General features: G+C 55.3%; 20 protein-coding genes. 3 read left to right on the plus strand and 17 right to left on the minus strand.

Annotation, left to right across the window (positions count from 1 at the left end; genetic code table 11):
* Positions 1-253 precede the first annotated feature (253 nt).
* Together B9N88_RS26025 and B9N88_RS26030 are read left to right on the plus strand one after the other, a co-directional pair.
* A complete protein-coding gene (locus B9N88_RS26025) occupies positions 254-1,027 on the plus strand; it encodes an alpha/beta fold hydrolase (RefSeq protein ID WP_027607388.1) in 774 nt (257 codons plus the stop codon).
* Positions 1,028-1,113: 86 nt separating this feature from the next.
* Positions 1,114-1,833 (plus strand): SDR family NAD(P)-dependent oxidoreductase, encoded by a 720-nt coding sequence (locus B9N88_RS26030; RefSeq protein WP_027607387.1) that lies wholly within the window; start codon positions 1,114-1,116, stop codon positions 1,831-1,833.
* Positions 1,834-1,873: 40 nt separating this feature from the next.
* Here the strand turns inward: B9N88_RS26030 and B9N88_RS26035 are convergent, their stop codons facing one another.
* The 9 genes from B9N88_RS26035 to B9N88_RS26075 all read right to left on the minus strand — a co-directional run bounded on the left by B9N88_RS26035 (position 1,874) and on the right by B9N88_RS26075 (position 10,787).
* Positions 1,874-3,400 (minus strand): IS66 family transposase, encoded by a 1,527-nt coding sequence (locus tag B9N88_RS26035; RefSeq protein ID WP_027607386.1) that lies wholly within the window; start codon positions 3,398-3,400, stop codon positions 1,874-1,876.
* 62 nt (positions 3,401-3,462) lie between these two features.
* A complete protein-coding gene (gene tnpB / locus B9N88_RS33010; RefSeq protein ID WP_027607385.1) occupies positions 3,463-3,798 on the minus strand; it encodes an IS66 family insertion sequence element accessory protein TnpB in 336 nt (111 codons plus the stop codon).
* Positions 3,795-4,112 (minus strand): IS66-like element accessory protein TnpA, encoded by a 318-nt coding sequence (locus tag B9N88_RS26045; RefSeq protein ID WP_081744473.1) that lies wholly within the window; start codon positions 4,110-4,112, stop codon positions 3,795-3,797. Before B9N88_RS26045 ends, tnpB begins: the two co-directional genes overlap by 4 nt.
* Positions 4,113-4,795: 683 nt before the next feature.
* Positions 4,796-4,990, minus strand: a complete 195-nt coding sequence (locus tag B9N88_RS26050) for an NUDIX domain-containing protein (RefSeq protein WP_043293754.1) — start codon at positions 4,988-4,990, stop codon at positions 4,796-4,798.
* Positions 4,991-5,231: 241 nt separating this feature from the next.
* Positions 5,232-6,341 (minus strand): alkene reductase, encoded by a 1,110-nt coding sequence (locus B9N88_RS26055; protein ID WP_051429395.1) that lies wholly within the window; start codon positions 6,339-6,341, stop codon positions 5,232-5,234.
* Between the two features lie 46 nt (positions 6,342-6,387).
* Positions 6,388-8,007, minus strand: coding sequence for an AMP-binding protein (locus B9N88_RS26060; RefSeq protein ID WP_027607383.1), 1,620 nt, complete (start codon positions 8,005-8,007; stop codon positions 6,388-6,390).
* Positions 8,008-8,040: 33 nt separating this feature from the next.
* Positions 8,041-8,610, minus strand: a complete 570-nt coding sequence (locus tag B9N88_RS26065; protein ID WP_043293742.1) for an NADPH-dependent FMN reductase — start codon at positions 8,608-8,610, stop codon at positions 8,041-8,043.
* Complete coding sequence (locus B9N88_RS26070) at positions 8,607-9,578, minus strand: NAD(P)H-dependent flavin oxidoreductase (protein ID WP_051429393.1); 972 nt, start codon at positions 9,576-9,578, stop codon at positions 8,607-8,609. Before B9N88_RS26070 ends, B9N88_RS26065 begins: the two co-directional genes overlap by 4 nt.
* A gap of 12 nt (positions 9,579-9,590) precedes the next feature.
* Positions 9,591-10,787, minus strand: coding sequence for an acyl-CoA dehydrogenase family protein (locus tag B9N88_RS26075; RefSeq protein ID WP_043293740.1), 1,197 nt, complete (start codon positions 10,785-10,787; stop codon positions 9,591-9,593).
* Between the two features lie 187 nt (positions 10,788-10,974).
* Between B9N88_RS26075 and B9N88_RS26080 the strand changes: the two genes are divergently transcribed.
* Positions 10,975-11,586 carry a TetR/AcrR family transcriptional regulator gene (locus tag B9N88_RS26080; protein WP_027607380.1) on the plus strand — a complete coding sequence of 204 codons (612 nt, stop codon included), beginning with the start codon at positions 10,975-10,977 and terminating at the stop codon, positions 11,584-11,586.
* 815 nt (positions 11,587-12,401) lie between these two features.
* Here the strand turns inward: B9N88_RS26080 and B9N88_RS26085 are convergent.
* The 8 genes from B9N88_RS26085 to B9N88_RS26120 all read right to left on the minus strand — a co-directional run bounded on the left by B9N88_RS26085 (position 12,402) and on the right by B9N88_RS26120 (position 20,945).
* On the minus strand, positions 12,402-13,535 hold the full coding sequence (locus tag B9N88_RS26085; RefSeq protein ID WP_081744472.1) for an FAD-dependent oxidoreductase: 1,134 nt from the start codon (positions 13,533-13,535) through the stop codon (positions 12,402-12,404).
* A gap of 314 nt (positions 13,536-13,849) precedes the next feature.
* Positions 13,850-15,319, minus strand: a complete 1,470-nt coding sequence (locus tag B9N88_RS26090) for an NAD-dependent succinate-semialdehyde dehydrogenase (RefSeq protein ID WP_027607378.1) — start codon at positions 15,317-15,319, stop codon at positions 13,850-13,852.
* 16 nt (positions 15,320-15,335) lie between these two features.
* Entirely contained in the window at positions 15,336-16,352 is a 1,017-nt protein-coding gene (locus B9N88_RS26095) for a dihydrodipicolinate synthase family protein (RefSeq protein WP_027607377.1), read from the minus strand.
* Positions 16,353-16,380: 28 nt separating this feature from the next.
* Positions 16,381-17,253, minus strand: coding sequence for an ornithine cyclodeaminase family protein (locus tag B9N88_RS26100; protein WP_256579827.1), 873 nt, complete (start codon positions 17,251-17,253; stop codon positions 16,381-16,383).
* A gap of 237 nt (positions 17,254-17,490) precedes the next feature.
* A complete protein-coding gene (locus tag B9N88_RS26105) occupies positions 17,491-18,438 on the minus strand; it encodes a LysR family transcriptional regulator (RefSeq protein ID WP_051429392.1) in 948 nt (315 codons plus the stop codon).
* Positions 18,435-19,166, minus strand: coding sequence for a FadR/GntR family transcriptional regulator (locus B9N88_RS26110; RefSeq protein ID WP_027607374.1), 732 nt, complete (start codon positions 19,164-19,166; stop codon positions 18,435-18,437). The genes B9N88_RS26105 and B9N88_RS26110 overlap by 4 nt, the downstream gene beginning before the upstream one ends.
* The gene (locus B9N88_RS26115; protein ID WP_027607373.1) at positions 19,163-19,948 is read right to left on the minus strand and encodes a cyclase family protein; all 786 of its coding nucleotides are present in this window, start codon (positions 19,946-19,948) and stop codon (positions 19,163-19,165) included. The genes B9N88_RS26110 and B9N88_RS26115 overlap by 4 nt, the downstream gene beginning before the upstream one ends.
* The gene (locus tag B9N88_RS26120; protein ID WP_027607372.1) at positions 19,935-20,945 is read right to left on the minus strand and encodes an NAD-dependent epimerase/dehydratase family protein; all 1,011 of its coding nucleotides are present in this window, start codon (positions 20,943-20,945) and stop codon (positions 19,935-19,937) included. Before B9N88_RS26120 ends, B9N88_RS26115 begins: the two co-directional genes overlap by 14 nt.
* Positions 20,946-20,952 lie beyond the last annotated feature (7 nt).

A 20,952-nucleotide genomic window follows, 5' to 3' on the forward strand; every position in this document is an offset into this window, starting at 1 on the left:
AGATACATACTCGCAGCGTTCAATCTACTGAGGTTTTCGCAAATATTCTGGATATACGCAATCGCCGCTTGAATGGCTTGGAGTTTTCCAGACGCATCGGAGGGCTGCTTCCGGGTAAGCGTCTGGTCAATACGCCTTTCTGATCCTAACGCTTAGTGAACCGTCACGCCCATTTGTCATAGCAAATGCGATAATGTAGAGCAGTAGACTGAAGCCTGCACGCGACACAGCAATCCAACAAAGGGAAAAGCACATGACGACGTTCAATCACCAGGACGGCCAGCATATTGAGATAGACCACGCGAGCCTCTACTTTGAACAGCAAGGGAACAAGGAAGGCCCTGTCTTGGTATTCCTCCACGGCGGTTTTGGTGACATCGAGACTTTTAATTCCATCACGCCCCGTTTGGGCCGGAACTACAGGTTGATCGGCATCGACAGCCGGGGCCAAGGAAGATCCACACTTGGTCCATCACGACTGACCTATAAGCGCATCCAGCAGGATGTGGAAGCAGTGGTCAGGCACCTGGGGCTTGAGCATTTCAGCATCATCGGCCATAGCGATGGTGGCATAGCTGCACTGCGGATTGCCGCCGCCAACACTCTCCCTATAGACAAGCTGGTAACGATTGGCGCGCACTGGGCATTGAAGGCAGACGACCCAACGCGCGGCATGTATACAGAGGTAACAGCCGAGAGCTGGCGCGAGATGTTCCCGCACAGCTACGATAGTTATCAGGTCATGAATCCCGCACCAGATTTCGAGCGATTGGCAGTGGCGCTGCGGGCTCTCTGGCTCGATTCAGGCGCGGATGGCTACCCGAACGAAGCTGTGCGCAACATCACCGCCGATTTGCTGGTGGTCAGGGGCGACGAAGACATGCTTGTCTCGCGCACGAATGCAATTGAACTCGCTGATCGGGTGCTAAACGCTAGGCTCTTGAATATTCCATTCGCGAATCACTCGCCCCAAGAAGATCGACCAGAATGGCTGACACCTGTTCTGGAGGCATTTCTGGCGGATTGATCGGTACGTTCATCTTTTAGCGGTAAGCGTCCGCCAAACCAAAATAGGGAACGACATGCGGATTTTGATAGGTCAAGGAGGCAATAATGAAAACTATGGTAGTCGGGGCGAGCAAGGGGTTGGGCAGAGCTCTAATTGACGGATTGGGCGAGCATGGGGACACCTTGATAGGTGTCTCTCGCACCCGCCCCACAAACCTTACACATAACGCCGGTGTCGTTGTGCGTTGGGTAGAAGCAGACCTTGGTGAACCCGTAAAGGCTACTCAAATAATCGAGCAGGCCGTGGTGGATGACGGGCTTGATACGCTGATCTACAACTTAGGAATATGGGAAGAGTTTGCCTTTAATCCCGCATACAACTTCCTGGCAGACAACGACGACCAAGTGGAAGCTATTGTCAGTTGCAATATCACTTCGACCATTATGCTGATAAAGCGGCTGCTCCCAGTTCTGCTCAGAAGCGCTAACCCAAGGATCATATTGACTGGTTCAACTTCTGGCTTGCCGCAAAGTGGTAGACCAGAAGTCACTTTTGGAGCCTCGAAGTTTGCATTGCGTGGTATCGCCGATGCATTGCGCGAAGGTTACAGACAGCAACGCCTGGGCGTGACCTGTTTGAACTTAGGCGATCTAAATACCGAAGACCCAATGAGTACTCCGAGGGGGCTTGCCGAGCAACGTGGCGAAGGCTACTTGATTCCTGTACATGACGTCGTACAGGTAGTTCGCATGACCTTGAGCCTATCTTCAGCAAGCTTCGTCAAGGAGCTCACCTTGCCCGCGATATTCAATGAGCGCTTCTGATGATCGGCCGTAAGCTTCTGCCCAACACACCTTGCGTAAGTTAGGCAGGCACCCACTGATGCGGCAGCAACTGGCCGATCTCACTCGCCCGCTGTGCCGGCAACCGGGTTAGCACATCTTTTAGATAGGCATACGGATCATGCCCATTCATGCGCGCCGACTGGATCAAACTCATGATTGCCGCCGCCCGCTTACCGCTGCGTAGTGATCCGGCGAACAACCAATTCGAGCGTCCAAGAGCCCACGGCCGTATCTGGTTTTCGACCGCGTTATTATCTATGGGCACTGCCCCGTCCTGGATATATCGAGCCAGTGCGCCCCAGCGCTTTAGGCTGTAATCCAGTGCTTTGGCGATAGCCGATCCTTCGGGCACAAGATCGCGTTGGGCCAGCATCCAGGCATGCAGTGCATTGAGTATTGGCGCCGCTTTTTCCTGACGTATTCTCCAGCGATCTTCGTCAGTCATATCTCGCGCTTGCCGTTCGATTTCGTACAACCCGCCAATCGAGTGAAGCGCCTGTTCGGCCAGCTGGCTTTTGTTGGTCGCATGCAGATCGAAGAATTTGCGGCGGGCATGCGCCATGCAGCCGATTTCAGTGATGCCTTGCTGGAAGCTTGCTTTGTAGCCGGCGAAGTCGTCGCACACCAACTTGCCATTCCACTGGCCAAGGAAGTTGCGCGCATGTTCGCCCGCACGGCTCGGGCTGAAGTCATAAACCACTGCCTTGAGCGGCGAAAACGGCGTAGTGCAGTAAGCCCAAACGTAGGCACGATGGGTCTTCTTCTGGCCCGGCGCGAGCATCTGCACCGGCGTTTCGTCAGCGTGGATCACGCCTTGGGCAAGTACCATTTCGCGTAACGCATCGACAAGCGGCTGGAGCTGCACGCCGATTTGGCCGACCCATTGCGCCAGAGTCGAGCGAGCAATTGCCAGGCCGGCACGGCCAAAGATTTTCTCTTGCCGATACAGCGGCAAATGGTCAGCGAACTTGGCCACCATCACATGAGCCAACAGGCCTGCGGTCGGGATGCCTTTGTCGATCACTTGCGCCGGTACCGGTGCCTGGATAAGCGTTTCACACCCGCGGCAGGCCCATTTTCCACGTACGTGTTGCTCGACCATGAACACGCCCGGCGTGTAATCCAGCTTCTCGCTGACGTCTTCGCCGACGCGCTGAAGCTGGCAGCCGCATACGCACTGGGTGTTCTCTGGTTCGTGACGGATCACAGTTCGTGGAAACTGCGGCGGCAACGGCGCACGCTTGGGCTGCTGACGCGGTTCGGCTGGTGAGGCAGGCGGATTGACCGCCTTTAACTCAGCCTCGATTACTGCGATATCAGTATCAAGCAGGTCGTCGAGCAGGCTGCCCTGATCAGGGCTAAGTTGCTCGCTGCGCTTGGCGAACTTGTGCCGTTTGAGCAGTGCAATTTCGTGGGTGAGCTGTTCGTTGACCGTTTCGATCCGCTGGATCTTCTTGCCCATCGTGTCGACCTGCGACAGCAACCGCGCAGCGAAGGCACGCAGTTGATCGGGGGTCATATGATCGAGATTGGGCGAGGAAGTCATGCCGTGGATTTTACCAAAGCAGTTCGCTTGCGGCAGTAGGTCAAGGCGCGAATTACAGCCTTTTAAAGCAGTGTGATTGCACCGCCAGCCCCAACCCGTTGCCAAGGTAGGCCGAGCACCAAGGCATGAAGTTGCTCGGCATCCAGCTCGATTTCACAGCCTTGTCGAATGCCAGGCCAATGAAACTTGCCTTGGTTCAACCGCCGTGCAGCCAGCCAGACGCCAATCCCGTCATGCACCAGAACTTTCATGCGGGTAGCGCGACGATTGGCAAACAGATAAGCGCAGTGCGGCTTCGCCGCACCGAACACCGCAATCACCCTGGCCAGCGCTGTTTCAGTGCCGGCACGCATGTCCATGGGTTCGGTGGCGAGCCAGATGGCATCGATGCGAATCATTGCGTGAGCCCACGGACAAAGCGGGCGCATCCTTCAGGATCAGAAGTTGGCCATTTCACTGTGATCGATTGATCGCCAAACGGTAGATCGATGACCGCTGACGTTTCAGTCGGCCGTTTGGGCGTAGATTTCACTGGAATAAAAGCAGGTAGCATCGCTGGCGGTTGATCTCGGTACAGCGGCATCCACTTTCGAATTACGTTAGCGTTGATGCCATGGCTGATGGCGACGCCGGAGATGGTCGCACCTGGTTGCAGGCATTCCTGAACAACCTGGGCTTTGAACGATTTGGGATAAGAGCTTCGTTGGCGCATGGAATTCCTGACGTTAAGGGCGATAGCGTCCGCTTAAAAATACGCGGACACCATCGTCCTTAATGCTGGAGTTCGGAAGGTGTGTTCCCGGAACGCTTACGCTTCCGGCCCGATAATTGCCTGTTAAAACTGACCGCGTTCGACCCATCGCAGCCATCAGAGGCCTCTACGAAGCCAGGGGCGGTTCAGTGCTTTTCACAGTCAAAAACGGATCGTATCTTAAACGTATATGGGCAACTCTCGATAAGCGGATGGCGAACACACCTATCGTGCTCCAGCATTAAGGGCGGTGGTGTTCGCCAATTTGCATGGATACCATCAATGTTACGTCTAGAATTGAGAATGTAACTTTGCCGGACGCTTATGGGTTGACAACATCTGCCTCACGATAAAGCTCATCGGGCACCTGTCTGCTAGAACTCACCCGGCGCTATGACCAAGGCCCTGCCAAACAGGTTGTTCAGATCCGGCGGAAAAACCTCTTCATGGCAAGCCGCAAGCTCTCCTGACGACCACCACCTAACCTCACATGCCGCTTCGCGCTCCCCGGTCACTCCATTGGGCGCAGGAGCACTGCCCGGTACCTATGTGAACCGTAAAGTAATTTTCGAGCGCACACGCTCTCCATCAGGCATATGCTACAGAATCTCTATATGTGCAATACATCGACCTACGAAGGGCACCTAAATGCCAGTCTCCTCGTAAAGTTCACGTACCACCGCCGCTTCAAATGACTCTTCATCCTTGAGCTTTCCGCCGGGCGTCGCCCAATAGCTCATGCCCGCCAAAACACCACCCTGATACTGAATCTTAAAAAGCAGCAGTTGATTTCTTGGGCTGACCACCAATAAACGAGCGGCAAAACGCTTTCGCGGCATATTTTCCCCGCTCCGTGGATGACAACCAACCAATGACGCCCAAGCGAGGTCAGGTCGTGCAGTAGGATGCTGTCCGCGTCGATCCATGCGCCGCCATGTCGATGCATGTAGGCCATGCGGATGAACTCTCGCACGGCGCGGGTACTTAGGCCGGATCGCTCCAGTTGACCAGTTCTTCACCCGGTACGCCGCGCCGCCGGCTGGCATTTTTTTTATGGAGCGCTTATGAGATACCAAACAGCTACTCTTCAACAAACGGGTAGTCAACATAGCCATGCGGACCATTACCACCGTAAACCGGAGCGTCTTCAAACGGCTCATTGAGCGGTAGATCATCCCTGAATCTGCGCGGCAGATCCGGATTAAAGATCAGCGGACGACCAAAGGAAATCATATCCGCAACCCCGTCGGATAACGCCACTTCAGCCATTTGCTTGGTGTATCCATTATTTAAAATCCAAACACCAGAGTAGAGACGACGCAGCGCATCGTAGTCAAACGGTACGTTGTCTCTGGGGCCACCGGTCATCCCCTCAACCACATGGATATAAACCGGGGACAATTTTTCCAGCGCTTGAACAACGTAGGTGAATAAGTCGCGTGGATTACTATCAGAGGAATCGTTTACTGGCGATACCGGAGATATACGTACGCCGACACGCTCTTTTCCTATCTCAGCGATGACTGACTCCATCACTTCAACTAGGAACCTGGAGCGATTACTGATACTACCGCCATATTGATCATTTCTCTGGTTAGATCCGTCGCGCAGAAAGGCATCAATCAGATAACCATGGCCCGCATGAATCTCTACGCCATCAAACCCCGCTTTGATAGCATTGGCCGAAGCCTGCCTGAAATCATTCACGATGCTCGCGATCTCCTCAATCGTTAGCGCGCGCGGAAGAGAGGTATTCACAAAACCCTGCCCTGGAATAAATGTCTTGGCTTTAGCTGCAATGGCTGAGGGGGCAACGGGAGCATTCTTATCTGGCTGAAAATTGACATGGGATATACGGCCGGTATGCCAAAGCTGTACGAATATTGTCCCTCCTCTCTTGTGTACCTCTTTGGTAACTTCGCTCCACCCTTGAATTTGCTCAGGAGTATGTAACCCCGGTGTGTTTGCATAACCTTGTGAAGACGCTGAGATCTGTGTGGCTTCGGTAACAATCAACCCTACCGACGCGCGCTGGGCGTAATATTCAACGGTTAGATCAACAGGAATATTTTCTCCGTTCGCTCGATTTCTTGTCATCGGCGCCATCACTATTCGGTTTTTAAGTTTTACTCTCCCGAGAGAAATAGAACTGAGCAAAACCCCATCGTTGCCATAATTTTCTGACGTCATGATTTTCACCCTTTATTTCAATTGAATTTTTTAGGAAATCCCACTTTCAACCTATCTTTAAATCCTCTCGCTTGAGGCGAATCCCTTCTGCCTCACGATCAAATACATCAGGGACCAGACCATCACGTCTAAGTAAATTTTTCTGAACTTTAAGCGTATGTGTCTTGGGCAGCTCCTGAAGTATCCTTACGTAGCGCGGAACCATGAAATACGGCAATCGGTCAACCAGGTAATAGATCAGATCCCTAGGGCTAAGCTCATGGTCGGGCACTAACGAAATTACCGCTAAGATTTCGTCCTCACCTAATTCACTGGGCACAGCAACTACAGCCGCCTCCTTAATCGCCGCATGCGTGCAAATTTCCGCCTCCACCTCAAAAGACGATATATTTTCACCTCGACGCCGGATTGAATCCTTAATTCGATCCACAAAAATAAAGTTACCTTCAATGTCTTGCCGAAACCCGTCACCCGTATGGAACCACCCGTTACGCCAAGCGCTTGCAGTCGCTTCAGCGTTACCCAAATAGCCATGGCTAAACGACCACGGTCTGTCAGCCCGAACAATCAGCTCACCGACTTCCCCTCTTGGCACTTCGCAGTCATGCTCGTCTACCAGCCTTACTTCGACGCCATCCCGAGGTGTTCCACAGGTACCAAGCGGTTGGGGATTAACACCTGACAATAAGGGCGTGGAGATTTCGCTCATCGCAAAAGCGGTATATACATCGCAATTAAAGCGTTTTGAAAAGGCAGTTGAATTTTCGCTCAATGGCACAATCATCACGGACTTCAATCCATGCGTTTTTTCGACTGCAGCAGGCTCACATTTTATAAGGAAGGTCGCCATAACCCCCATTAGAATGGCGCTCGTGCTGCGGGTTTTCTTGACAACCTCCCAAAATTCCCTCGTCTTGAAACTGTTAATCATCGCAAAGGACGCGCCCGACAAAATAGCTCGCATAATCATCGCCACGCCGGTTACGTGAAACAAGGGCAAATTGGCAAGAAATCTGTCAGTAGATGAAGTGTGTTTGAAGGAAGCTTCACTGCCTGTAAAAAGCTGCAGATAGGAGACCAGTACCGCCTTAGATGGCCCCGTCGTCCCAGATGTATAAATAATCATCTGCGTGTCCCACGGCGCGGTATCGGCTCGCACAATATCATCGTAGAATTCAGCGCGCGAAGCTGCTTCGGGGTGTATTTTCACTCCGTCAATTTCGACTGCTGGCATGCCACCCAACACGAGAAGATCGGATAGCCCCAAGTCATTAACTTCGGCTAGACGAGGTACCAAATCCGGATGCAAAAATAGAAATTTTATATTGGCAGTTTTAATGCAGTGCTCAAGGATTGTTCCACGGTAGGCCGTATTTAACGGAACAAAAATGGCGCCAAGATAGTTGATAGCAAACCAAACACGTATCAGGTCAGCACTATTGGGTAACCAGACCCCTATGCAATCACCCTTTCTCACGCCTAACACTTTTAATGCCTTGGCGGTGCTTTTTACCTCTCGAAGAGTTTCCTCGAAAGTCCATTCATCGCCGCCTTCGAATAGAGCAAATTGACTCTGCGGCGTTGTAGATGCTCTATATTCAAGCACATCCAAAAACATGCACACAGCAGCGCTGGGCACCCTTGGATCTGTCGTCAGGGTTGTCATTATTGTTCCCCTATTAGTATAAAATCAGACTATTTATTTTTGAACGCTCACCTGACATAGCTGCATGATTTGCCCGACCATTATTATGAGCTGCTCTCTGATTTTCAGGTCAGATATGCACCCTGTTGCGTCAACAGCGATTTCGGAAGAGTTCACCACGACCCCTAGCGGGGTAGGCCAGCCTCGAAGTGCATGAACAATGCTGCGCAGGCCGGTCAAGGTCGCGCTGCCAGCCTGCCATCCAGCAGCAAGACCAATACATCCAACGGCTCTATGGGTAAGATAGGGCCTGGCGTCGCTTCGGTTTTCCTCTAAGTAGTCCAACGCATTTTTCATCATTCCTGAAACGGCGCCATGATAGCCAGGCGACGCTATTATCAAACCGTCCGCGCGACGAATCTCTTCGCCAAGACTCTCAGCCAGAGCATTTCTCTCGAGGCCATAGCTATATAAGGGCAACCGCAGGGCCTCCCCGCCTAGAAATCCTGTGTCTGCACCCATTTCCTTCGCAACCGCTAAACCACACCGAACCATTTTCTCGGTCAATGATCCTGGCGTGGTAGTCCCTCCCAGTCCCAATATATAAGGCTTTTTAGACGTCATGCTGTACACTCCCGCGCAACTCCCAAACTCAACGGCAGCACTCTGAAGGGCGGGGTATTCACAGCTTCCCAATAGTTTTCTGCCAACGTTTCAATCAAGTTACCCACGGACTCTATCTTTCTGATTGCGCCAACGCCGTGACCCGCCGACCAGACTTTAGTCCACCGTCTCGCATCGCCCTTGGGATCAGTAAAGTCAATTGAAACGTCGGACTGTATCGCTTCGAGCGAAATCCCAGACATGGCAAGACTTTGCTTAATCCAATAAGCTGGAACCCCAGTAATTTTGTTTGTAAGAACAAGGTCTTCGAAATTGACGTCAATTAACATCTTTCGATAGTCATCACTTGCCAAGCTTTCTTGACAGGGAATAAAACGAGTTCCCATCAGGGCCATGTCTGCACCGAGTAGCTCAGCAGATCGTATTGCTGCCCCTGTCATCAGCCCGCCCCCAAGGACCACGACCCCATCAAAAAACTCTCGTATCGCTGGAACAAAAGCAAACCCTGTCATGTAACCGGTGTGACCTCCAGCGCCCGCACCCACAAGCACTAAACCGTCAACACCCGCTTTTGCCGCTTTCCTTGCATGCTGCAATGAGTTGACATCCGCGAGTACCCGACCGCCATACTCATGCACGGCGTCAATAACAGGTTTGGGGCTGCCCAGTGCGGTTATTACTATTGGCGGTTTATATTTCTTTACCAATTCCAGATCAGAATAAAGTCGATTATTTGTTTTGTGGACAACCAAATTTACCGCCCAAGGTGCATCGCTATCGGTAAGGCTGGAGACTATTTCTTTTAACCATTCCTCAAGTATTTCCGACGTACGCGCGTTCGGCGTTGGAAAGCTTCCGATTACTCCATTCCTGCAACATTCAATCACCATTTTGGGCCCGGAGATTAGGAACATCGGGGCAGCAATCAAAGGAACGGAGAGATTACGCCACTGGTCAGGGATACTCATTTCAACCTCCAATTAAAGCATGGACACGTCTGTTTCCAGACCCAAGAATATTCTTCCGGTGAGTTCATATATCGAGTCGCTTACCATCATATGTTGCGCCGCAACATTTATATCCCGGAAGCATTTCTGCAACGGCGACTGTTCGAAAACGGAACTACCGCCTCCGAGCTTGAACATAGTGCCCACAACTTCTTTAGCAGAGTTTACAGCATGAGTCGTCGCCAACCGAATATCACGTTTTTGTTCTGTCGTGATGTATCCACTCTCTTCTGCAGCATTCCAGGCAGCATGAACAGTTTCAAATAGAAATGCGCGAGCCGAGCGCAGTTTTGCTTCGGAAATCGCAACCTCCAACTGAGTCGTTGGACGCATTGCGAGGGTCCTGCCACTTAACTGTGGGGCTTTCTCATTTGCCAAACCAGTCAGAGCGTCTATTGCAGAACGTGCAATACCTAGCGCAACAGCACCTATACCGATCCCTAGCAAGCCAAAGATCGGAAATTTATATAATGCCCTGTCTAACGCATCATCCTCTGTTAAACAGACGCTGTGTGCCTCAGGCACAAAGACGTTATCAACCTCATATTCTCCGCTTCCTGACCCGCACAACCCGAACGCGCTCCAATTATCCAGAATTGAAACCTGCTCTTTTTTGAACGACATCAGTTGAATTCGGGGCCTTCCGCTTGCCAACATTTCCGGTTTTTCACCAGCCCCATAAATCAGACATCCGCCATGGATCAGGTCAGCATTTTTTGTAGCTGATCCCCACGACCAGCGACCACTAACGCGGTAACCGCTAATGCCATCTTTTACTTCTCTAACGGCATGTCCACGCGGTGCGCTTACGCCTGCGGCTTTTAAATTTATATCGCCAAAAAGATCCCGGGCAACCACCGGTGAGTAGTACGCAGCCACTACACAGGATGTACAAGAAATGAATGTGCACCACGCTGCAGATGCATCCGTCTGTGCCAACAGTTCAATCACTTCTACAAAAGTGCCAACATGGCATTCCAAGCCTCCGTAATCAGCCGGCGTCAGCATCCTATAGAGCCCCGCGCCGGCTAAGGCATCCGCAATGTCTTGAGGAAGATAACGCAGCGCTTCAATTTCAACCCGTCTCGGTGCTATGCCCGCGGCGAGGCTTTTCGTTGCGGCAAGCAGCTCCGTTCGTAGTGCGTCCTGGCTGGTCGAAATTCTTGTCATTGTGGTTGGCTCCAGGTGTCTGAAAAATTAATGCTCCACTCGGAGCAAAAATATAGTTATCCGACTGGAGTATTTTGTCAACCTTCTCCTGAGCGTGCTGATAATCGAAGATTTTGCAGGCAAATTGACAGGCCTTTCGCTACCCGCTATGTTCAAGGAAATTAATGACTTGCGTGCATGAGTTACTATGCAAATTAAGAACACAGAGAAATTATCAACGAAGGGCGAACTAAAGCGTGGTGCGCTGATTGACGCCGCGTTGCGCGTCATTCTGCGAGAGGGGCACCACAACCTTAGCCTGCGTACCGTTGCCAAGGAAGCGGGAAGCAGCCACGGCGCTGTGGCGTACTACTTTGGATCACGGACCGCATTGATGTGTGCTGCAATCGATCAGGCATGCGCACGTATTGCCGAATCGCTGAGAGAAATTCGCCCCCAACTAGAAGACAGCGCAAGCGATCCATTGAGCTTTGCGACGATCATCGCCCAGTATAATATTCGGATGCTTATTGATGATCGTGAGCTAGGCATCGCTGTTTACGAACTCAATCTGGCGGGGGCTCACAACCCCGACCTTAGACCTTCTTTATACAAGTGGGGGAAGATCCACTCAGATATTTGTCATGAAGCATTCCTTAGACTAGGATCAAAAAATCCTGCAGAGGATTATGCCTTTTTGCTCCACACGATCGGCGGTTTGATTGTTGCCCAACTGTCCCTTCCTAGGCATGAATTTGAGAGCAAAGTTTTTCTTCCTGCGATTAAAAGACTTGTTTTGTCTATCTCAGACCACCCATAGCTTGTGCCTTAACTTTTAAATAACTGCAGCTTCACCCAACCCCTGATCCATTCGGAAAACAAAAAAACACCAAACAATCGACATGTCCTTTTCTATTTTCCGCCCCTTTTCAGCCCCCAAAACCAATATGATTTTACGAATAGCTTCATCATTTTCTTAAAAATCCGGAAACCTAAAATACTTTATCACACTGATCCACCTCGGTTTTTAGCAAGAATCCTGCTCGCATCCGTCAGCCCCGCTGCGAGCGTCGCTACCATCTAACTGATCAACGCGTTTTTTTTGTGATTGTGTTGCATGGTTATGAATTGTTTCTTTCGTCTACAAAGTGGTCGCTACTGCCGTGATGGTGTTTATGTCTCCGCGTTTATACGCCGAGCAAAGGTTTTCTTGTACAGCTACCTTTTGTCCGGCTCAAGGTAATACAGTGGGTGCGTGGCCTGCTCATGCTGTAGCATCAGACTGATTGCTACCGCACCATCATCCAATTGACTTCATCAATTTCCTTCTCTACTTACTTCTTTATTCCGCGGGCAGTTATCAACCTAGTGGGACTGTTACTACCTGCGAAAAAGTGCTGGTACTGAGCAATGATATTTTCAAGACGATTGATCTTTAAGGGCGATGCGTTGGAAATTCCTTCATATACACCAGCCTGTATGTGGGCCGATAGTCAGCGTCCTGGAAGGTATGACCTCGATAAGCTTTGTGCGGGGCGCTGACTCAACTGCGGCGCTAGACCACAGGAAAGAATACTCAAGTACTTAAAGCTGAATATTATTCCTGTGGTATGGCAATCCTCCCGCGATCTAAGCTCAGATAGGCTCCGCCAAGGTTGCAGTGGACTCACGCATAATCTGAGCATGCTCTTCCTTTGCCACGCCACTCTTTTCTATTTCGCACAAGCGCGCAGAGTTCAATACCACCAGCTCACAACGCTCCCAACGCCGCATTTCGAATCGGTTCAGGGCAGCCTGCAGATCGTTGTGCGCAAGCAGTTCCTCAGCCAGTACGATGGCGCTTTCAATGCCGATGCCAGCCCCGGAAGCCAGATGGGGGGTGGTGGCATGGACCGTATCCCCGATCATGACGATGCGCCCTTTATGCCAAGGCAATGGCACCAACAGATTGGCCAGCGGGCGATAGTCGATACTCGCTCCCGGCTCGTACAGTTGCGGCACGAGCGCTTGCAGAATCGGCGCTGGGAACTCACCTAGAAGGCGCGCCATTTCGCCAGCCCATGTAGACGGGTCAATCCACTCAGAAAACTCACGGTTTTCCATGAGGAACATATACATATGGGTGTTGGAAATCGGATTGACGCCGACCTTGGTCCGTCCCATCCAATGACTGGGCCGCACAATTTCCTGCGGCCGCTTCAGCACCGCGCGCCAGACGCTCTGGTGAATAGGCGTGGGCGATGGTGCCTCGGGAAATAGGTCCTTCCGTATCCGCGAATGCACACCATCGGCAGCAATGACTAGGTCATAGCGCCCAGAAGTTCCATCGGTGAACGATACGTCAACGCCGTCGCCGTGCTCGGTAATACTGTCGTACGTAATACCCAGACGCACAAGGGTGCCTACTGCTCGCGTCTGATCAGCAAAAATCCGAGCCAGCACCGGGCGCAGAATACCGCCGCCACAGGGAATCGGCTTATCGCTGACCGGCGGTTTAAGTGCCAACTGCACGATCAGCTCGCCGGCCGGTGAAAACACATCAAAATTGGTCGACAGATAGCCTTCGCTGGCCACCCTATCAAGGATGCCAACGGCATCCAGTGCTCTCAATGTCGGCCCACTGAGCGTAATGCCAGCGCCGAGCGGGCACCACAAGGGGTCGATTTCAACCAGCTCCACTTCGACACCCTGGCGAGCCAGCTGGATCGCCGCGGTCATACCGGAAAATCCACCTCCGATCACCAGGACCTTATTGACTGCTGCAATCATCACGCTCTCCTAATTATTTTTATTTCGATCGGGCTGACATTGCATTGCGCACCGACGAGCTCTGCGGCGCCATGGTCCCAATGCCGCAGATTCATGAGATTCCGACTGAAAATATCGGATCAACGACGAGACTATCGAATTGGATATGCGTGCTGAAATCGCTTTCCACGCTCACAGGTATCGCCGCAGATGATGGCTGGCGACAGGTCATGCTGCTCGAGTGCACGGGCGCCTGCCGTTGCGGCAGAACCCGATTCAACCCAAGCAGTACGGCTCATGTGAACCGTACTCCCGGGGCCTTTGAGTGCTGCCTTTCAGACGTTTTCCAGGCCATCCCAGCAGAGGTATTTCACTTCAAGGAATTCGTCGATCCCAAGGTGGGATCCCTCTCGGCCGAGACCGCTTTGCTTTATACCGCCGAAGGGGGCGACCTCATTGGATATCAACCCGCAGTTGATCCCCACCATGCCTGACTCAATGCGTGTCGCGTTCCGCCAGATCCTGGCCGCGTCGCGGCTGAACAGATAGGCGGCAAGGCCGTACTCGCTGTCGTTGGCCATGGCGATCGCCTCATCATCCGTTTCGAAGCGCACCAGAGGCATGATTGGGCCAAAAATTTCCTCTCGCACGACCCTCATCGTATGCGTCACATCCGCCAGCACCGTGGGCTGGAAGAATCCCCCGCCCAGGGCATGTGGTTCACCTCCGGCCAACAGTCGAGCGCCGTGCGCCAAGGCATCGTCAACCAGCGCCTGGGACTTCTGTACAGCGGCTTGGTTTATCAGTGGACCCACCTGTACGCCGGGCTCCAGCCCGTTGCCTACGTTCAGCCGTGACACACGTTCGACGATTCGCTCGGCCAGTGCGTCATACACCCCGGACTGCACCAGGACTCGATTCGCGCCGATACAGGACTGGCCGCTGTTGCGAAACTTGGCCAGCATCACCCCGTCAGCCGCCGCATCAAGGTCAGCGTCGTCAAAGACGATGAAGGGCGCATTTCCGCCTAACTCCATCGAGCATTTCTTGACGGTTTGCGCCGCTTGCGCCAACAGCAATCGACCCACTTCGGTCGACCCGGTGAACGTCAGCTTGCGCACCAACGGGTTGGCGGTGAGTTCTGCCGCGATGTCCTGGGTGTCATTCCCGGTAATCACACTGAAGACGCCGGCCGGAATTCCGGCGCGCTGGGCAAGCTCGGCGAGCGCGAGCGCGGTCAGCGGTGTCTGGCTTGCCGGTTTCACCACCATCGTGCAGCCCGCCGCGAGCGCCGGGGCCGCCTTGCGGGTAATCATCGCGGCCGGGAAATTCCACGGCGTTATTGCCGCGCAGACGCCAATGGGTTCGCGCAATGCGACGATTCGCTGGGTGTCCTTCACCCCGGCAATCAGATCACCGCGTACCCGCGTCGCCTCTTCCGAAAACCATCGTACGAAGGAAGCCGCGTAATCGACTTCGCCGCGCGCCTCATCCAGTGGTTTGCCTTCCTCCAGGGTAATCAGCGTGGCGATGTCCTCGCGATGCTCAACCATCAGTTCATACCAACGACGCAACACCTCGCCACGACTTTTCGCGGTCAAGCGTCGCCATGGGCCAAAAGCCGCATGCGCCGCGTCGATTGCGCGGCGCACTTCAGGGGTGCAGCAGCGCGGCAGCTCGGCGAGCACCGTTTGATCCAGCGGGTTGCGCAGCGTGTATTGACCGTGCGGCGTCTCGTTCAGCCACTCGCCGGCGATGTAGGCGCCGGTGCGCCATAACGTGGGATCTTCAAGTAATTGCTTCACAGTGAAATCCTCGTCATTAGCAAGGGTGGCGCCCGATCATGAAGGCGCTGTCAGGATCCGACGTCACCGGCAGGCCGGCGGCAACCAAGCCCTGACGCAGGGATTTCATCAGGCGATCCGGTACACGCATCGCGGGGGCACGCAGTGGGCCGCCGTTGAAGCCGGCAAGCCAGTCCTGGTATTTCCACATCGTGCGGTTGAGCACCCCGGTACCGCCGGCATAGGTTTGCGCGGCCGCGCCATTGGCACTGCGCGCCGGATTGACTTTCCAATACAGTTCCATCGCCTCTTCGAAACGGCCGGTGCGCGCCAGTTCGAACGCCTTGGGGTAGTAGTCACTCATCCACGCGGTGTTGCTGGTGCCGGAAAACTGCAGCTTCATCAGGCTCATCAAGGGGATCGCGTCACCTTCGATCGGGCAACTGATCACCACCTGGTCACGGAAGTGGTAGTACATCTCGCAAATGCCCGCCGGCAATGGAAACCCCTGCTCCGATTTGATCGCCGCGATGTTCGGGCAATCGGCCAACAGCCGACGTACCAATTCCAGCGACATACCCGCCGGATGCACGCGCTCAAAGCCCCAGAGCGGAATCGGGAACAACATGACGGCAAGGTCGGTCGCGTCGCAGAATGACTTGGTGTAGTCGTAGATTTGCTGCTCGTTGGTCGGCCAGAACTGCGGAGGATAGGAAAGCAAAACAATGTCTGCACCGGCCTTCTCGGCGAGCTTGACCGCCTCGATATTCTCCGCCAGCGTGCCAAACGCCGCGTGGAAGAACAGGATCAGGTTCTTCCCGGACTCACGGGCCCAGGCAGTGAATTGAGCGTTTTCCTGGGGCGAGATCGCCAGTTCACTGCACAGCAAGGTGCTGCTGTAACCCAGCCCGACCGTATGCTCGATGTCGTGGCGTATGCCACGCTCATTGAGGTGCTTGAGATCAGCACTGAAGCTTGGGATGGTGACTGCCGAGCAGCCCACCAGGTGTTCCCGCGCCCAGGCACGGGCATCAGCTTTGTTGTAAGTGGCCATGATGATTTTCCTTCGGACAATGGAGGGTTTATTTCGACACAGGGACAATGCTGGCAGGCAGTTCGATACCGAGGCCTTGTTGCCTGGCGCGCTCGTACAGCGCTTGCGCAATAACGACGTCTTGCAAGGCCGAGCCCACCGATTTGTAGAGAACGATGTCGCTTTCGCTTTGGCGCGGGGTGACACGCCCCGCCACCAGGTCCGAGAGCGCAACCAATTTATCGGCGACATACACACCGGCACTGATCGCAGCAATGGCGTCGCCGGTGTCGTGAAGCACCTCTTGCGGCATATCCGCGACGATGCAGACCGCTCGCTCCATCGTGGCGGGGTCGACCTCCCTTTGCTCAGGCAAGGTGGAACCCAACGACACCACCGTAGTGCCCGCGGAAAGCCATGCACCTTGCAGTACCGGAGATTCGTCACGACTACGGGCGGCGCAGATCACTACATCGCAATCCCGGACTGCCTCTTGCGCGGTGTTCACCGCGTGGATATCCAGCCCAGGCCGGAAGCTTTCGGCAAACCGCTCACGGCTCGCAGGGGTTGGGCTGAACACCTTGACCTGGGCGACATTGCGCACAGCTTTGAGGCAGTCGAGCGCGCCCCGAGCCTCAAACCCCGCACCAATCACGCCAACCCGCAGCGCGCGTTGCGGCGCCAGTAAATCGACCGCCAGGGCAGCGGTGGCAGCCGTGCGCAGACCCGTTACCCGATTGCCGTCAATCAGCGCACTGAGTGCCATGGTCTGCTGGTTGAACAACGCGATCAGGTAGCTGGCGCAGCGCGCGCGCGTCGAGGCCGCGATCAACTTGCACCCCATATGGCCGCCCGCCGGGGGTACGGCAGTCAAACTGCGCAGCCAGATGCCGTCGCCTCGCGCCATGGAGCGAGGCGGCACCCTGGCATCCGAGGTGGGGCAGGCATACGCTTGGGCGAGTGCGGCTACGGCTACGCTCCAGTCTGCAAGCGTGGCGACATCGGCGTCGCTGAGAAAAAGCGTCGGCGCAGGGACTGGGGGAACTGGGGAATCATGCATATCGCTAACCTCGCAATCGGGTATCAGCCATGGGTTGACTGACACCCTACGAGGCCCACCCCACAGCGAATACTGCTGGGGGTCGAAAGCAGCTATCGCTCAAATCGATGGCATGGCCAAACTGCAGATCAACCGTCGCACTTCACGGGACGCACGCGTCACTGGGCGACGCGGCGACTCGACCAACACCACGAAGCGCTCAAGCACCGGATCGACAATACGCGATGACACCAGGCGTTGGTCCAGCGACCCCGGCAGCACCGAGGCAATCGCATAACCGCCGCCCGCTGCGACAACTTCGTACTGGAGCTGGACGGAGTCGGCTTCCACCGCCACGCACAGTTCCACGCCATGCTCGGCGGCCAGATGATCGAGCCGGGCTCTCAACAGATGGGGGCGGCCAGGTACGACCAATGGCAGCCCCGCTAATTGCTTCAAGGCGATCTCTCGATGGGCGAGCAGCCGATCGACCGCAGGCCCCACCAGATGCAGGGGTAGCCTGGCCAGCAGATAGGCGTCTGCGATACTGGCTTCACTCTCGCGCAGCACCAGCGCCATATCCAGGCGACCATCGTGCAGCTGCTCTTCGAGTTGAGCGCTCGCACCTTCGATCAGATGCAATCGCACGCCCGGCATCTGCTCGCGCACCGCAGAAAAAAGCGTGCCGGCAAACCGACGCACTGCGGAAGGCAGCATGCCGACAACCACTTCGCCCACTGGTTTGCCACGCAGGTTTCGTATGTCATCGGCAAGGCCTTCGGCGTCCGCGAGAAGGCCTGATATGCCCGGCAATAACTGCTCGCCAAACTCGGTCAGGACCACCCCGCGGCCGGTTCGATGAAACAGGCGCTCACCACATTGCGACTCGAGCAGGGCAATGTTTCGACTGACCATGGACTGTGGCATGTCCAGCAGGACTGCCGCTTTGCTGAGACTTCCAGCCGCCACGACACGTGCGAACAAGGCCCATCGAGGATCGATGATCGTCAGCGCCGCAGCAGGATGCGGCGTGGCCGGGTCAGACACATGGGCACTGTTATGGGTCATGTCATCAGTTCCTGGCGGGCCTGATGCAGGTACTCGCGGCTGTCCTGAAGATGCAGGCGCATCGCTGCCCGCGCGCATTCAGTGTCCTGATTAAAGATCGCCTGGTAAATCTGCTCGTGCTCGCTTTGCATGCGCTGCTCGTAGTGCAACGGTTCATCGTGAAACAGACGTGCAGAATCGAGTCGGCTGCGCGGAATGATGACCACCCCCAGGTTGAGCAAAGTATTGGCGATGTAGTGGTTACCTGTCGCCCGCGCAATGTTCAAATGAAACTGAAAATCCAACGCGGCCCGCTCATTGGCGCTGACGGCTGGCTGCCCGAGCTGATCAAGCAGCGCGCGCAATTCACCCAGCTGATCCGCGCTGCGTCGCTGGGCGGCGAGCCCGGCGGCCTCCACCTCAAGGCCGATGCGAAACTCCATGATCGCCAGCGAGTCGACGATGATGCCGAGCGTCTCCGGGTCGATGAACGCCTCCACCGAGAGCGCGCTGCCCCGCACGAAAGTCCCGATACCATGACGTGTTTCCACCATGCCGGCCGCCTGCAGACGCGACATCGCTTCGCGCACAACCGTTCTGCTGACCCCATGCTCAAGCATGAGGGCCATCTCGGTGGGCAACTGTTCACCACCACGCAGTCGGCCCTCAAGAATCAGCCCCGACAGCAGGGCCTCTAGCCCCTGAGAGAGGTTGGCGCGCTTTTTCTCAGGATCGGCAGGCAGGCTCATTCCTCGAAAATCGCCACGGCACGCACAAAACCGGCCGAGGCGTGCCTGATTTTGTAGGGGAAACAGGACACCTGGAAACCATGTGCGGGCAGGCACTCAAGATTGGCCAGCTTCTCCATCTGACCGTAGCCAATGTCGCGTCCGGCCTTGTGGCCTTCCCAAATGATCGAGGCATCGCCACTGGCCGCGAAGCGTTCGCGGGTGTACTTGAAAGGCGCATCCCAGCTCCAGGCATCGGTCCCGACCACGCGCACGCCCTGCTCCAGCAGAAACAATGTCGCCTCGCGGCCGATACCAACCCCGGCATCCAGATAGCCCGGCTGGCCGAACAACGCGCCGGCACGGGTGTTGACCAGGACAATGTCCAACGGCTGGAGCACATGATCGATGCGCGCCAGCTCCGCGCGCACCTGCGCGGCGCTGACCACGTGACCATCAGGCAAATGGCGAAAGTCCAGCTTTACGCCGGGTTGCAGGCACCACTCCAGCGGTAACTCGTCAATGCCATAGGCGGGGTTGCCGCCATCGGTGGTCGACGCGTAATGCCAGGGGGCGTCCATGTGGGTGCCGCTGTGGGTGGTGATGTACAGGCGCTCGGCCGCCCAGGACTCATCGCCAGGCAAGTCGGCCTTTTCCAGGCCGGGAAACATCGCGGCCATTTCCGGCCAGCCTTGCTGATGGTCGCTGTATTCGATTCTGGGCAACAAGGGCGGCGGATCGGTGTAGGGGTTGTTTTCCAGGCAGACGGACAAATCCACCAGGCGTCTGTTAGTGGTTTTCATGGGCAGGTACTCCAGTCACAGAATCAGTCGTGCGTGCTCGTCGTCCACGGGATGATGGGTTCAACGCGTTGCGTACCAGCACGCTCGCGTTACCGTCATGACGCAGGCCGATGGCGCGGGCTTTGGGGGTTTTCATGGGGGGAAAGCGACCAAACGCCGCTTCCAGTTGTTCATCCGGCGCAAAGGTGATCAGCTCGCGCGCGTGTTCGCCGTAGTGCGCTGCGAGGGCATCGATGACCTGGCTGATGGACAAGCGCAGCAGCGGCAGTTGCCAGATGCGCTGGCCGCCCAGCGCGGCCTCCTGCAGCTCGGCCATGTGCATGAGGTTGTCCACGCAACAGCGCGCCGACATCCACCAGCACTGCGCCTGGGGTGACACAGGGCAACAATAAGCGTCGCCCGCCGCATAGGCATGCAGCAAATCGCTCATGAAAGCCGAACGCAACCCATTGGGCGCCGGAGGGCGCGCAACGATGCCAGGCAGGCGAACGGCACGACCGTCGACCTCGCCACGCCGCGCAAGGTCATTCAGGGCGATCTCGACCATCAGCTTGTGTGCGCCATAAGACAGCTCCGGCGTTGCGGCGGCGGTCTCATCCATCCGCCTCACCCCGCTTGCGCCATAGACCGCCACACTGCTGGCGTACACCAGTACCGGCGCTCCCGGCTGCTGTCGCAACTGGTCAAGCAATTCGAGACTGGCCAGCAGATTGACGTCATAGCCCAGTGAGTAATGGGCCTCGGCGGCACCGCCCGCAATGCTGACCAGATGAAAGACCACGTCTATACCGTCGGCCATGACCCGCCGAAGCAGCGCAGCGTCACCAATATTGCCGCTGCTGCAGCGCAGCCTGGGGTCCTCGGGAAAGTCGTTCAAGACTTTATCCAGGAGGATGATCGAACTGATCGGCTTGCCGCGCAACGAGCCTGTCTCCAGCAGGCGCAGGACCAGGCTGCGGCCGATGAAGCCGTTGGCTCCTGTCACTAACACACGCATGATCTCG

Origin of the sequence: Pseudomonas sp. LAMO17WK12:I1, from assembly GCF_900177315.1 — a bacterium.
Classification (GTDB): domain Bacteria; phylum Pseudomonadota; class Gammaproteobacteria; order Pseudomonadales; family Pseudomonadaceae; genus Aquipseudomonas; species Aquipseudomonas marginalis.

Coding starts and splice junctions, on each gene's coding strand:
- B9N88_RS26025 (WP_027607388.1), top strand. CDS start 254: ATGACGACGTTCAATCACCAGGACGGCCAGCATATTGAGATAGACCAC.
- B9N88_RS26030 (WP_027607387.1), top strand. CDS start 1,114: ATGAAAACTATGGTAGTCGGGGCGAGCAAGGGGTTGGGCAGAGCTCTA.
- B9N88_RS26035 (WP_027607386.1), bottom strand. CDS start 3,400: ATGACTTCCTCGCCCAATCTCGATCATATGACCCCCGATCAACTGCGT.
- tnpB (WP_027607385.1), bottom strand. CDS start 3,798: ATGATTCGCATCGATGCCATCTGGCTCGCCACCGAACCCATGGACATG.
- B9N88_RS26045 (WP_081744473.1), bottom strand. CDS start 4,112: ATGCGCCAACGAAGCTCTTATCCCAAATCGTTCAAAGCCCAGGTTGTT.
- B9N88_RS26050 (WP_043293754.1), bottom strand. CDS start 4,990: ATGCCGCGAAAGCGTTTTGCCGCTCGTTTATTGGTGGTCAGCCCAAGA.
- B9N88_RS26055 (WP_051429395.1), bottom strand. CDS start 6,341: ATGACGTCAGAAAATTATGGCAACGATGGGGTTTTGCTCAGTTCTATT.
- B9N88_RS26060 (WP_027607383.1), bottom strand. CDS start 8,007: ATGACAACCCTGACGACAGATCCAAGGGTGCCCAGCGCTGCTGTGTGC.
- B9N88_RS26065 (WP_043293742.1), bottom strand. CDS start 8,610: ATGACGTCTAAAAAGCCTTATATATTGGGACTGGGAGGGACTACCACG.
- B9N88_RS26070 (WP_051429393.1), bottom strand. CDS start 9,578: ATGAGTATCCCTGACCAGTGGCGTAATCTCTCCGTTCCTTTGATTGCT.
- B9N88_RS26075 (WP_043293740.1), bottom strand. CDS start 10,787: ATGACAAGAATTTCGACCAGCCAGGACGCACTACGAACGGAGCTGCTT.
- B9N88_RS26080 (WP_027607380.1), top strand. CDS start 10,975: ATGCAAATTAAGAACACAGAGAAATTATCAACGAAGGGCGAACTAAAG.
- B9N88_RS26085 (WP_081744472.1), bottom strand. CDS start 13,535: ATGATTGCAGCAGTCAATAAGGTCCTGGTGATCGGAGGTGGATTTTCC.
- B9N88_RS26095 (WP_027607377.1), bottom strand. CDS start 16,352: ATGGCCACTTACAACAAAGCTGATGCCCGTGCCTGGGCGCGGGAACAC.
- B9N88_RS26105 (WP_051429392.1), bottom strand. CDS start 18,438: ATGACCCATAACAGTGCCCATGTGTCTGACCCGGCCACGCCGCATCCT.
- B9N88_RS26110 (WP_027607374.1), bottom strand. CDS start 19,166: ATGAGCCTGCCTGCCGATCCTGAGAAAAAGCGCGCCAACCTCTCTCAG.
- B9N88_RS26115 (WP_027607373.1), bottom strand. CDS start 19,948: ATGAAAACCACTAACAGACGCCTGGTGGATTTGTCCGTCTGCCTGGAA.
- B9N88_RS26120 (WP_027607372.1), bottom strand. CDS start 20,945: ATGCGTGTGTTAGTGACAGGAGCCAACGGCTTCATCGGCCGCAGCCTG.